Origin of the sequence: Streptomyces africanus (genome assembly GCF_002150735.1) — a bacterium.
Taxonomy (GTDB): domain Bacteria; phylum Actinomycetota; class Actinomycetes; order Streptomycetales; family Streptomycetaceae; genus Streptomyces; species Streptomyces africanus.
Window position 1 is genome coordinate 1 of record NZ_MUKA01000452.1, and the last position, 12,430, is coordinate 12,430.

General features: G+C 73.3%; 10 protein-coding genes. 4 read left to right on the forward strand and 6 right to left on the reverse strand.

Features of this window, described 5'->3' with window-relative positions; all coding sequences use genetic code 11:
* Window positions 1-44: 44 nt before the first annotated feature.
* The 3 genes from CCL05_RS39510 to rsmH all read right to left on the reverse strand — a co-directional run bounded on the left by CCL05_RS39510 (window position 45) and on the right by rsmH (window position 4,116).
* Window positions 45-2,003: a peptidoglycan D,D-transpeptidase FtsI family protein gene (locus CCL05_RS39510; protein ID WP_279629961.1), complete on the reverse strand. Its 1,959-nt coding sequence runs from the start codon at window positions 2,001-2,003 to the stop codon at window positions 45-47.
* Window positions 2,004-2,619: 616 nt separating this feature from the next.
* Window positions 2,620-3,069, reverse strand: coding sequence for a cell division protein FtsL (ftsL, locus tag CCL05_RS39515; RefSeq protein ID WP_086565431.1), 450 nt, complete (start codon window positions 3,067-3,069; stop codon window positions 2,620-2,622).
* 45 nt (window positions 3,070-3,114) lie between these two features.
* Window positions 3,115-4,116, reverse strand: a complete 1,002-nt coding sequence (gene rsmH, locus CCL05_RS39520; RefSeq protein ID WP_208641717.1) for a 16S rRNA (cytosine(1402)-N(4))-methyltransferase RsmH — start codon at window positions 4,114-4,116, stop codon at window positions 3,115-3,117.
* Window positions 4,117-4,496: 380 nt separating this feature from the next.
* Between rsmH and CCL05_RS39525 the strand changes: the two genes are divergently transcribed.
* The 4 genes from CCL05_RS39525 to CCL05_RS39540 all read left to right on the forward strand — a co-directional run bounded on the left by CCL05_RS39525 (window position 4,497) and on the right by CCL05_RS39540 (window position 10,121).
* Window positions 4,497-5,048 (forward strand): beta-class carbonic anhydrase, encoded by a 552-nt coding sequence (locus CCL05_RS39525; RefSeq protein ID WP_086565433.1) that lies wholly within the window; start codon window positions 4,497-4,499, stop codon window positions 5,046-5,048.
* 278 nt (window positions 5,049-5,326) lie between these two features.
* Entirely contained in the window at window positions 5,327-6,367 is a 1,041-nt protein-coding gene (locus tag CCL05_RS39530) for an AAA family ATPase (protein ID WP_086565434.1), read from the forward strand.
* Window positions 6,367-7,728, forward strand: a complete 1,362-nt coding sequence (locus CCL05_RS39535; protein WP_086565435.1) for a DUF58 domain-containing protein — start codon at window positions 6,367-6,369, stop codon at window positions 7,726-7,728. The genes CCL05_RS39530 and CCL05_RS39535 overlap by 1 nt, the downstream gene beginning before the upstream one ends.
* On the forward strand, window positions 7,728-10,121 hold the full coding sequence (locus CCL05_RS39540) for a transglutaminase TgpA family protein (protein ID WP_167409706.1): 2,394 nt from the start codon (window positions 7,728-7,730) through the stop codon (window positions 10,119-10,121). The genes CCL05_RS39535 and CCL05_RS39540 overlap by 1 nt, the downstream gene beginning before the upstream one ends.
* Before the next feature lie 137 nt (window positions 10,122-10,258).
* Here the strand turns inward: CCL05_RS39540 and CCL05_RS39545 are convergent, their stop codons facing one another.
* The 3 genes from CCL05_RS39545 to CCL05_RS39555 form a co-directional block, all read right to left on the reverse strand.
* Window positions 10,259-10,660 carry a DUF3040 domain-containing protein gene (locus tag CCL05_RS39545; RefSeq protein WP_010039328.1) on the reverse strand — a complete coding sequence of 134 codons (402 nt, stop codon included), beginning with the start codon at window positions 10,658-10,660 and terminating at the stop codon, window positions 10,259-10,261.
* Window positions 10,661-10,939: 279 nt separating this feature from the next.
* On the reverse strand, window positions 10,940-11,755 hold the full coding sequence (locus CCL05_RS39550; RefSeq protein ID WP_086565437.1) for a methyltransferase: 816 nt from the start codon (window positions 11,753-11,755) through the stop codon (window positions 10,940-10,942).
* A 196-nt stretch (window positions 11,756-11,951) separates the two neighbouring features.
* The coding region (locus CCL05_RS39555) for an SAV_6107 family HEPN domain-containing protein (RefSeq protein ID WP_086565438.1) at window positions 11,952-12,430 on the reverse strand (479 nt) is incomplete at its 5' end.

Sequence of the window (12,430 nt, forward strand, 5' to 3'; positions counted from 1 at the left end):
GTCCGGGTTCTCGGGGAGGGGGGCCGGGTTCTCGGGGGGCCGGTTCAGTTCTTGAACGTGACGGGCAGCCTCGCGGGCTTGGCCCCGGTCGGCGGGACCTGGAGGGACTTCAGCGCGAACTCCATGACCTGCTTGTAGACGGGGCCGCAGATCTGGCCGCCGAAGTAGTTGCCCTTGGTGGCGTTCTGGATGGCGCAGTAGACGGTGATGCGGGGCTTGTCGGCGGGGGCGAACCCGGCGAAGGAGGAGGTGTAGCCGTGGTACTTGCCGGTGGCCGGATCCACGCGGTTGGCGGTGCCCGTCTTGCCCGCGACGCGGTAGCCGGGGATGCGCGCCTTGGCGCCCGTGCCCTCCTCGTCGTCCACGACCGACTCCAGCATCTGGGCGAGGGTCTTCGCCGTCTTGGCGCTGACGACCCGGGTCTTCTCGGGCTTGGGGGCCGGGGTGAAGCGGCCGTCGGGGCCCTTGGTGCCGCGCACGAGCGTGGGTTCGACGCGGACGCCGCCGTTGGCGATGGTCGAGTACACCGACGCCGCCTGCATGGCGTTGATGGAGACGCCCTGGCCGAAAGGGATCGTGTACTGCTGCGAGGTCGACCACTTGTCGGGCGGGGCGAGGATGCCCTTGGTCTCGCCGGGGAAGCCGAGGCCGGTGTAGCTGCCGAGGCCGAACTTGCGCAGGTAGTCGTAGAGGACCTTGTTGGACTGGGCCTGGGTCCTGCCGAGCTGCCCGGTGGCGAGGATGGTGCCGATGTTGCTGGACTTGGCGAGCACGCCGTTGAGCGTCAGGTGCCAGGTGGGGTGGTCGATGTCGTCCTTGAAGAGCCGGTCGCCGCGGTGCAGCCGGTTGGGCACGACGACGTGGGTCATCGGCGTGGCGGCGCCCTCCTGGAGGACGGCCGCCATCGACATGACCTTGGCGGTGGAGCCGGGCTCGAAGGCGTCCTGGAGGGCCGCGTTGCCGAGGGCCGCGGGTTCGGCGTCGGACAGGTCGTTGGGGTCGAACCCGGGTGAGTTGGCCATGGCCAGAACCTGCCCGGTGCGGGTGTCCTGGACGATGACGTAACCGCGGTCGGCCGCGGACTCCTCGACCTGGTCGCTGATGGCCTTCTGGGCGGCCCACTGGATGTCGCGGTCGATGGTGAGCTCGACGTCGCTGCCGGGCACGGCGGGTGTCTCGGTGGAACCCGCGGTGGGGACGAGCCGGCCACCGGACTGGGCGTAGCGGATCTTGCCGTCCTTGCCGGCCAGCCGCTTGTTCAGCTGGAGCTCGATGCCGCCGCCGGGCTTGCCCTCACCGTTGACCCAGCCCAGTATCCCGGCGGCGAGGTCGCCCGCCGGGTACACGCGCTTGCTGGTGGCGACGGAGAAGACGCCCGCCAGGACGTTGTGCGCGGACTTGTCGATCTGCTCCCTCTTGGCGAGCGCGGCCTTCAGGTCCTTGATCTGCTTCCAGACCTGCGGGGTCTGGCGGGAGGCGAGCTTGACGTACCGCAGCGCCTTGTTCTTCGGCCGGAGCTTCTGCACCAGGGTCTCCTGCTCCTGGCCCAGGATCGGCGCGAGCAGCGCGGCCGCCTGCTCGGGCCCGTCCCCGATCTTCAGCTCGTCGGGGGCGAACATCGTGGGGTCGGCCGTGATGTCGTAGGCGTCCTCACTGGTCGCCAGGGCCACACCGGACCGGTCGGTGATCTCGCCCCGGTCGGCGGCCAGGACCTGCCCGACGTAGCGGTTCTGTTCGGCCTTGGCGGCGTACGTGCTCGCGTCGACGGCCTGCACCTGGAACAGCCGCACGACGAAGGCGATCAGCACCAGCGTCAGCGCCAGCCCGACCAGACGCAGCCGGGGGCGCGGGCTGCCCAGCCGGAGGGGCTTGGACGCCGCCGGACGCGCCGGAGCCGGGCGACGGGCCGGACGGGCACCGGGCCCGGGACGGCGCCGGGCGTCGGGCCGAGCGGGCCTGACGGGGCCGGGCACACGGCGGCGCGGGGGTTCCCTGTCGGTCACTTCCGTCACCTGCCTGGAGTCGAGGTGGGCTGGGAACCGGCGGACGCGGCGACGCCCGGCCGCGGAGCCGCGGGACGACACCCGGCACCGCGGGCGACGATCAGCCCCGAGCCAGGGCGGAACCCGGCACCGCGGGCGACGATCAGCCCCGGGGCACCGCCGACGACGACGGTCGGACACGGCTCCGGGCGGCACCTGGCACCGCCGGCGGCGAGCAAACCCGGACCAGGGCGGCACCCAGCCCCGCGGGCGGCGAGCAGACCCGGACCGGAACGGCACCCAGCACCGCCGACGACGGCCGGACCCGGGCCCGGGCCCGGGCCCGGGCGGCACCCGCCACCGGGGACGGCGGTCGGTGACGGCCGCTTCGCCGTCGCACGGCGTGCACCGCGCCGGCCGCGGGACTGGGGACCGGCGGCCCCGGCGGGACCTGGCACGGGGCAGTGCGGTGACTGCCCGGCAGGCACCCCCGTCAGCCGGCCGAACGTCCGGTCCGTCGCGCACCGGGAAGCACAAACCGCGCCGAGGACCCGACGAGCGCCGGGACCAGGAGGGCAGTCGGGCCCGGCGAGGCCCGGCACACGGCGGCGCGGGGGTTCCCTGTCGGTCACTTCCGTCACCTGCCGAAGGTCGAGGTGGAGCCGTTGGACATGGCCTCGGGGGCCAGGACCAGGGGGATGTGGGCGGAGGTCTGCCCGATGCCAGGGGCGCGGCTGGGGACGCCCTTGACGGTGCCGTCGGGGGCGAGGAAGGCGGGGTCGCCGCCGGGGACCATGCCGAGTTCACCGGCGCGGCGCTGGAGGGCCTCGGGAGCGGAGTAGGCGTCGATGTCCCGCTGCAGGGCCTGTTCCTCGTCGGTGAGGCTCTTGGTCTCGCGCTGGAGGTCGTCGAGCTTGAACGCGCCTTCGCTGAGCGCCGAGTTCAGCACCAGGAGGGCGATGAGACCACCGCCGAGGAGGAGGACCACGAGGAGGACGAAGGGCGTGCGGGCCGCCTGCCCGGGGCCGGTCGGGAAGAGCTGTGCCAGACGCGCCGCCCTCCCCTTCAGTTCGGGTTTACTGCTCACTCACGCTCCCTGGGGTCCGGGACACCCGCACGCCCTGCACATGGCTCACTCGATGTCCTCCCTGATGCGCTGGGCGCCGCGCAGTCGCGCCGGCGCCGCCCGCCGGTTCTCGGCGATCTCCTCCTCGGTGGGGAGTTCGGCACCACGCGTGAGCAGCTTGAGCCGCGGCTGGTAACGCTCGGGCACGACGGGCAGCCCGGGCGGCGCCGTGGTGGCGGCACCCGCCGCGAACACCTGCTTGACCAGCCGGTCCTCCAGCGAGTGGTACGACAGCACGGCGATCCGCCCGCCCACGTCCAGCGCCTTCACGGCGGCCGGGATCGCCCGCTCCAGGACGGCGAGCTCGCCGTTGACCTCGATGCGCAGGGCCTGGAAGGTGCGCTTGGCCGGGTTGCCGCCGGTGCGCTTGGCGGCCTGCGGCAGCGCGTCCCGGATCAGCTCGACCAGCCGCGCGCTGGTGCTGAACGGCTGCTTCTCGCGCTCGCGCACGATCGCGGACACGATCCGCTTGGCCTGCTTCTCCTCGCCGTACGCCCGGAGGATGCGCACCAGCTCGCCCGGCGGGTACGTGTTCAGGACCTCCGCGGCGCTGACTCCGGCCGTCTGGTCCATCCGCATGTCGAGCGGGGCGTCCTGGGCGTAGGCGAAGCCGCGGTCGGCCTCGTCGAGTTGCATGGAGGAGACGCCGAGGTCGAACAGCACGCCCTGCACGCGCGCGATGCCGAGCTTGTGCAGCACCTCGGGGAGTTCGTCGTACACCGCGTGGACGAGGGTGGCGCGCTCCCCGTAGGGCGCGAGGCGCTCGCCGGACAGGCGCAGGGCCTCCTTGTCGCGGTCGAGGGCGACGAGACGGACCCCGGGAAACCTCTCCAGGAGTGCCTCGCTGTGGCCGCCGAGACCGAGGGTGCAGTCGACGACCACGGCGTCCGGGCCCTCCAGGGCGGGTGCCAGCAGATCCAGGCACCGCTGGAGCATCACCGGAACGTGTCGACTCTGTCCCTCCCGTCGCCCGCCACCACCCTCATTCGAATGCGCTTCGCGCCCCATCGATCCTGGGCCCTCTCAGATCCGGCACGGCCCCTACGCACCGCCGGGTCCCCGCCCGCTCGTGAAGGGGAGGCCTGCCGGCGCCGGAAGCGTCAGCCGACCGGGAGCGGGAGGAGGCCGAGCCGTACGTACGCGCCGCGCACGTGGGGAGATCTCCGGTCGTCGCCGGGGTCTCCGGGGAAAACAGTCCAGCGGGGAGAGTCTCGCCTCCCGCTTCGCGTCACTTTAGTCCACCGTGTCTCCCGGTCAATCAACCGGCCTGCGCGTCGCGACCGCCGGCACACCACCCTTGTGGGTTACCTCACACCACAGTCTGGCTGACATTCTTTGTCCACTCTCACAAGAGGCTCGGACGGGGTGTGACCAGTAACGTCATGCATATGACGACTTCTGCATCGGTTCCCACAGCCTCGGAGAACACCCCGGCCGGCGGCGGCTCGGTCACCGACCGCCTCGTCGACGCCAACGCCCGGTACGCCGCCGACTTCACCGACCCGGGAATGGACGCCCGGCCCGTGCTGCACGTCGCCGTCGTGGCCTGCATGGACGCCCGGCTCGACCTGCACGCGGCGCTCGGCCTCGAACTGGGCGACTGCCACACGATCCGCAACGCGGGCGGCGTCGTCACCGACGACGTGATCCGCTCCCTCACCATCAGCCAGCGCAAGCTGGGGACGCGCAGCATCGTCCTCATCCACCACACGGGCTGCGGCCTGGAGAGCCTCACCGAGGACTTCCGCAACGAGCTGGAGGCCGAGGTCGGCCAGCGCCCGGCGTGGGCGGTGGAGTCCTTCCGGGACGTCGACCAGGACGTACGGCAGTCGATGCAGCGCGTGCGCACCTCGCCGTTCCTGCCGCACACGGACGACGTGCGGGGCTTTGTCTTCGACGTGAAGACCGGCCGGCTGCGCGAGGTCGACCCCGCCGCCTGACCTGGTCGCCCGCCCCGGACACAACCTGTCGCAGCTGTCGAAAGCCTGTCAGTCACACGTTCGAATGGTCGCAAGGCCGACATATCGCGGCCAGTTATCCACAGTCGAGTGACACGAATCGGTAACGGCAGCAAGAATGCGGGAGGGGCGTCACGCGGAACTTTCCACGCGTGGTGTCCGTGGTTCGGGGTGGGCCGGCCCGCGTCTTGAGGCGTCGGCCCGGGAAAATGGGGTATCCCGTGCTCCCTGGGAGCAAGGGAAAGGCCGAGGAGGGCCGGGTGACGACCTATGACGATCGAGCGAGCCTCACTGATCTGACCGCCGTGGTGGAACGCGTGCGGGAGTCGGTGGAAGGCGTGATCGAGGGCAAGCCCGAGGTCGTACGGCTCTCGCTGACCGTACTGCTCGCCGAGGGACATCTGCTGATCGAGGACGTCCCGGGCGTCGGCAAGACGATGCTCGCCAAGGCACTGGCGCGGTCCATCGACTGCTCGGTGCGGCGCATCCAGTTCACGCCCGACCTGCTGCCCTCGGACATCACCGGTGTGTCCATCTGGGACCAGCAGCGCCGCGACTTCGAGTTCAAACCGGGCGCGATCTTCGCGCAGGTGGTGATCGGCGACGAGATCAACCGCGCCTCGCCCAAGACGCAGTCCGCGCTCCTGGAGTCCATGGAGGAGCGCCAGGTCACCATCGACGGCCAGACCTACGAGCTGCCCAGCCCCTTCATGGTGGTGGCGACGCAGAACCCGGTCGAGATGGAGGGCACCTATCCGCTGCCGGAGGCCCAGCGCGACCGCTTCATGGCCCGGGTCTCGGTCGGCTACCCGAGCGCCGAGGCCGAGCTGCGGATGCTGGACGTGCACGGCGGCGTCTCGCCGCTGGAGGACCTCCAGCCCGTGGCCCACGCGCACGAGATCCTCAAGCTGATCGAGGCGGTGCGCGGCGTGCACGTCGCCGATCCGGTCCGGCGCTACGCCGTGGACCTGGTCGGCGCCACGCGCACACACCCCGACCTGAGACTGGGCGCCTCCCCGCGCGCGACGCTGCATCTGCTGCGCGCGGCGAAGGCGTCCGCGGCCCTGAGCGGCCGGGAGTACGCGCTGCCGGACGACGTGCAGGCACTCGCCGTCGCCGTCCTGGCCCACCGTCTGCTGCCCACCGCCCAGGCCCAGCTCAACCGACGCACGGCCGAGCAGGTCGTCGAGGAGATCCTCCAGCGCACGGCGGTGCCGGCCGCGCCCCAGCAGCCGAGCGGGTTCGGCGACCTCGGCCGGGGCGTGCCGGCCTATCCCCAGCAGCCGCCGCGGAGGCTGTGATGACCACCGCGGGGGCGGGGCAGGCGGAGGCCGACCGGGGCGAGAAGAGCGGCATCCGCACCGCCCTGGCCGGTCTGACCACCCGCGGACGCTCCTTCCTGGCCGCCGGCGTCGCGGCCGCCGTCTGTGCGTACGTGCTCGGGCAGAGCGACCTGCTGCGCGTGGGCCTGCTGCTGGCGGTGCTGCCGCTGGTGTGCGCGACGGTGCTGTACCGCACGCGCTACCGGGTCGCGGGCAGCCGCCGCCTCTCCCCCGGGCGCGTGCCTGCCGGCAGCGAGGCCCGGGTCCACCTGCGGATGGACAACGTCTCGCGGCTGCCCACGGGCCTGCTGATGCTCCAGGACCGGGTGCCGTACGTGCTCGGCCCCCGGCCCCGTTTCGTGCTCGACCGGGTGGAGGCGGGCGGCCGGCGCGAGGTGTCCTACCGGGTGCGCTCCGACCTGCGCGGCCGCTACCCGCTGGGCCCGCTCCAGCTGCGCCTGACCGACCCGTTCGGCATGTGCGAGCTGACCCGGTCCTTCTCCACGTACGACACCCTGACGGTGATCCCGCGCGTGGAGGCGCTGGCGCCGGTGCGCCTCAGTGGCGAGGCGAAGGGGTACGGCGACGGGCGGCAGCGCTCGCTCGCGCTGGCCGGCGAGGACGACGTGATCCCGCGCGGGTACCGCTACGGCGACGACCTGCGCCGGGTGCACTGGCGCTCGACCGCCCGCTACGGCGAGCTGATGGTGCGCCGCGAGGAGCAGCCGCAGCGCGCCCGCTGCACGGTGCTGCTCGACACCCGGGGCATCGCCTACCAGGGCGCGGGCCCCGACTCGGCCTTCGAGTGGGCCGTGTCGGGCGCCGCGTCCGTGCTGGTGCACATGCTCGAACGGGGCTTCTCGGTCCGGCTGTTGACGGACACCGGCGACGCGGTGCCCGGCGACGGCGGAGACGGCTTCGCGGGCGCGAGCCAGGAGTCGGCGGACGCGGCCGGGCTGATGATGGACACCCTCGCGGTGATCGACCACTCCGACGGCGCGGGTCTGTCCCGGGCCTACGACGTGCTGCGCGGCGGGAACGAGGGGCTGCTGGTGGCCTTCCTCGGCGACCTGGACGAGGAGCAGGCGGCCGTGCTGGGCCGGATGCGGCAGCGCAGCCCGGGCGCGGTCGCCTTCGTGCTGGACAGCGCCACCTGGGTGCGGGAACCGAGTGATGTGCCCGGTCCGTTGGACCGGAGCGGGGAGCGGCTGCGCATGCTGCGCGAGGCGGGCTGGACGGCCCTCGGCGTGCCGCGGGGTGCCTCCGTGGACGAGCTGTGGCGGCAGGCCGACCGGGAGCGCAGGGGCGTGGCCGTCGCGGGCGGCGGGGAGGGGCCGTGATGAGCGGGCGGGTACGACTGATGCTGGGCGCGTGGGCGGCCACGCTGATGGCCGCGTGCGCCCTGCTGCCCCTCGTCAAACCGGCGACGTGGATCGTGCAGGCGGCCTTCCTGCTGGCCGTGCAGGCGGGCGTGGGGGCCGCGGCCCGCCGGGTGCCGCTGGCGCGACCGCTGACGGTGGCGGCCCAGGCCGTGGTCACGCTGGTGCTGCTGACGTTCGTGTTCGCCCGTGAACAGGCCTTCGCCGGGCTGGTGCCGGGGCCGGAGGCCGTCGACCGCTTCGCGCTGCTGCTCCGGCAGGGCGGGGACGACATCGCGCGGTACGCGATCCCGGCGCCCCTGGAGTCCGACGGCATCCGGCTGATGCTCATCGGCGGTGTCCTGATCATCGGGCTGCTGGTGGACACCCTCGCGGTGACCTTCCGCAGTGCCGCCCCGGCCGGGCTGCCGCTGCTCGCGCTGTACTCGGTGGCCGCGGGGCTGTCCGACGGGGGCACGGACTGGCTGTGGTTCCTGGTCGCGGCGGCCGGCTATCTGATGCTGCTCCTGGCCGAGGGCCGGGACCGGCTGTCCCAGTGGGGCCGGGTCTTCGGCGGCGCCCCGCGCACGGCCGGAGGGGAACCGAGCGGCGCCATCGCCCCGGTCCGCACCGGCCGGCGCATCGGCATGGTCGCGCTGGGCATCGCCCTGGTGGTGCCGCTCGGCCTGCCGGCGATGAACGGCGGCCTGCTGGACTCCGTGGGCACGGGCGCGGGCGGCGGCACGGGAAGCGGCGGCACGATCTCCGCCGTGAACCCGCTGGTGTCGCTGCGCGACAACCTGAACGTGGACGAGGACCGGCAGGTCCTCTCCGTGAAGACGAAGATGGCCGACGTCTCGGACCTCTATCTGCGGATCGTGTCCCTGGACGACTTCGACGGCACCACCTGGAAGCCGTCCCGGCGCTCCATCACCGCCGTGCCCGACGGCACCTTCCCGACCCCGATCGGCCTCGGCCCCGACGTCAAGCGCACGGAGGTCGACACCACGATCACGGCGGCCGGCTGGTACGCCCAGGACTGGCTGCCCATGCCGTACCCGCCGAGCGGCGTCAGCATCCGGGGCAACTGGCGTTACGAACCCCTGGGCATGACGCTGGTCGGCGACCACGGCCAGAACACGCGCGGGCTGACGTACCAGGTCAAGAGCCTGGACGTGCAGCCGACGGCGGAGCAGCTGGCCTCGGCCGGGCCCGCTCCGGCGGCCATCGAGCGCGACTTCACCAAGCTGCCCGACTCGCTGCCGTCGGTGGTGGCCCGCACCGCCCGCCAGGTCACCGCGGGTGCCGCCAACCCCTACGACCAGGCGGTCAAGCTCCAGGACTGGTTCGCCGTGACCGGCGGCTTCGAGTACGACACCCAGGTGCAGGTCGGCAGCGGCTCGGAGGGCATCGCCCGCTTCCTGAAGGACAAGCAGGGCTTCTGTGTGCACTTCTCCTTCGCGATGGCGGCGATGGCCCGCTCCCTGGACATCCCGGCCCGGGTCGCGGTGGGCTTCGCGCCCGGTTCCCCGCAGGCGGACGGCTCGGTGTCGGTGGGGCTGCGCGACGCGCACGCCTGGCCCGAGCTGTACTTCGAGGGCGTGGGCTGGACCCGCTTCGAGCCGACCCCGAACCGAGGCTCGATGCCGCCGTACACCCTGCCGGACAACCCGGGCAGCTCGGTGCCGGACGAGGCGCGCCCGTCCCAGACGTCGTCCGCCGCGCCGTCCGCGACGCCCTCGACGAGCGACAGCTGCACGCCGGAGCAGAAGAAGCTGGACGGCGGATGCGCGAGCGAGTCCCCGCAGGCGGTGCTGCCCACCGGCGACGACGGCCCGAAGTGGTACGCGATGGCGGCCTGGACCCTGGGCGGCCTCGCCGTCCTGGTGCCCCCGCTGGCACCGATGCTGTGGCGCCGGCGGACCCGCGCGGTCCGGCTGGGGGCGCACGGCCGCGGCGAGGCGGACGCACTGCCGCACACGCTGGCCGTGTGGCAGGAGCTCACCGACACGGCCTGGGACTTCGGCATCGCGCCGGACGAGTCGCAGACGCCGCGCAAGGCTGCCGCCCGTATCGTCCGGCTGGGCTCCCTCGACGCGACGGCCGCGGCCTCGGTGCACCGGGTGGCGAACGCGGTGGAGCAGGTCCTGTACGCACCGCACCCCCGCCCGACGGCGGGCCTCACGGACGACGTCCGCCGTGCGGCGGCGGGCCTGAGCGCCGGGGCCGGCCGCGGTGCCAGGCTCCGTGCGGTCCTGGTCCCGCGCTCCACGGTGCGCGTGGTGTGGGCGGTGGCGGCCTGGTGGTCGAGTCTGCGGACGCGGGCCGTGGCGCTGCGGCCGACGTGGCGGAAGGCATCGGGCCAGCAGGGCTGAGCCGAGGGCCTCGCGCGGCGGCACGCATGCGTCCGGGCCCGGGTCAGCGCTCGGTAGGCAAACGTCAGGGGTGACCACCCACTGGGTGGTCACCCCTGACGCATGTCTTCGCGTGTCCTGGAGAGCTGCGCTCCGGGCTAATGGCCGCCCTGCTCGTCGCGGCGCTTCTGCCAGCGCTGCTCGATGCGGTCCATCATGGAGCGCCGTTGCCGGCCCTGTCGGCGGGCGGCCTGCTGTCCGCCGGCCCCGGCCGCCTGTTCGCCCGGCTTGGGGGCCTTGCGCCAGCCGGTCACGGCCAGCACCGCACAGCCCAGCATGACGAGGAAGCCCACGACGCTGAGCCAGACCTGCTTGGCGACCATACCGGCCATGAGGAGCGCAATACCTACGAGGAAGCCCGCGACCGCCTGGTAGACCCGCCGCCGGGTGTACGTACGCAGCCCGCTTCCCTCGAGCGCCGACGCGAACTTGGGATCTTCGGCGTACAGCGCTCGCTCCATCTGCTCGAGCATGCGCTGCTCGTGCTCCGAGAGCGGCACGGAGTCCTCCTCATCGTGCAGTCGCCGGGGCGACCCGGGGGGTCTCTTCAGGATAGGCAGGGAATCGCCCCCGTGAAACCCGCCCCTCTGCGCCAATTGACCAACCGGAATCCGCCATGGACGACCCGGCTCGCTGAGGCTTCCATTCCCCGGCGGCCGACCCGTCATGCCGGAACGGTCTCCCTCGATCATACGGCGCCAAGCCGCCGTTCGGGGGGCCTGTGGCGTACTCCATGCACAGCCAAGGCGCTGATCAGCGGCGGTACCCCAGGAGGGGACTCACGCCTCGGCAGACCCACCAGTCTCGATTGCCTCACCGGTCTCACCGGTCTCAGCAGTCTCAGTGGTCTCGCCCAGCACGTGAAGCTGCGTGGCCACCGAATGGAAGGCGGGAAGCTCGGCTGCGGCCTCCTCCAGCTTCAGCAGCGCCTCCAGGGCGCCGGGCTCGGTGTCGACGAGGACCCCGGGCACGAGATCGGCGAAGACCCGCACGCCGTGCACGGCTCCGACCCGCAGGCCCGCGCCCTCGACCAGCCCGGTGAGCTGTTCGGCGGTGAAACGGCGCGGAACGGGGTCACCCGTGCCCCATCGACCGTTCGGGTCGTCGAGCGCCTGCCGGGCCTCCTTGAAGTGACCGGCGAGGGCCCGGGCCAGCACGGCACCGCCGAGACCGGCGGCGAGCAGGCTGAGGACGCCCTCCGGGCGCAGGGCGGCCACCGCGTTGCGGACGCCCTCGGCCGGGTCGTCCACGTATTCCAGGACGCCGTGGCACAGCACCACGTCGTAGCCACCGCGCTCGGCCACGTCGAAGAGGCCGTGGGCGTCGCCCTGCACGCCCTTCACCCGGTCGGCAACTCCCGCCTCGGCGGCGCGGCGCTCCAGGGCGAACAGCGCGTTGGGGCTGGGGTCGACGACGGTGACCCGGTGTCCGAGACGGGCGACGGGCACCGCGAACTTGCCGCTGCCGCCCCCGGTGTCGAGGACGTCCAGCGACTCCCGACCCGTGGCCTTGACCCGGCGGTCCAGGGCGTCCTGGAGGACCTCCCAGACCACGGCGGTACGGAGTGAGGCGCGGGGGCGCATCGGGTCCGACACGGCAGTTGACTCCTCGGCGCGGCACCGCCTCTTGCGCGGCGGAGCGAACGGGGTGCCTCCCCGGGCCCCGGCGACGGGGAGGGGAGACTTCAGGCGTCCCCCACCCTATTGCCTCCGGCAGGCCGGCCGGCATGGCCCGGTGCCCACCAGGACACGCATCGGCACGACCGGGCGGACATGCGCCGCCGGGGTCCGCTCAGCCCGCGTCCGGCATGTGCCGCCCCTCCCCCGGCCCCCCGGCCCGGTCCTGGTCCGGGCGGGGCTGCGGGAGGACCGGCTGGAGGACCAGCATGCGCTCGACGAGGCGGAGGAACATCGCCACGTCCCGTATGAGGTCGTCGGCGTCCCGGCCGCTGGCCGCGTCCCGGATGCCCGCCTCGGCCCGGGCCCGGCGCCGGGCGCCGGAGGCGAACAGGGCGCTCCACTCGGACAGTTCGGGCGCGATCTCGGGGAGCACTTCCCAGGCGCTCCTGATCTTGGCCCGGGCGCGGGGCGAGGTCTCCGGCCGGCCTCGGGCGGCGAGCACGGCGGCGGCGGTGCGGAGGGCGGCGAGGTGGGCCGTCGCGTAGCGCTCGTTCGGTGTCTCCAGGGCGGCGGCCTCGTCGAGGGCGGCACGGGCCTGGGCGAGCAGGTCGAGGGCGGCGGGCGGGGCCGTGGCCCGGCGCAGCACGGGGT

Coding starts and splice junctions, on each gene's coding strand:
- CCL05_RS39540 (WP_167409706.1), top strand. CDS start 7,728: ATGAGCGGGCGGGTACGACTGATGCTGGGCGCGTGGGCGGCCACGCTG.
- CCL05_RS39535 (WP_086565435.1), top strand. CDS start 6,367: ATGACCACCGCGGGGGCGGGGCAGGCGGAGGCCGACCGGGGCGAGAAG.
- rsmH (WP_208641717.1), bottom strand. CDS start 4,116: ATGGGGCGCGAAGCGCATTCGAATGAGGGTGGTGGCGGGCGACGGGAG.
- CCL05_RS39525 (WP_086565433.1), top strand. CDS start 4,497: ATGACGACTTCTGCATCGGTTCCCACAGCCTCGGAGAACACCCCGGCC.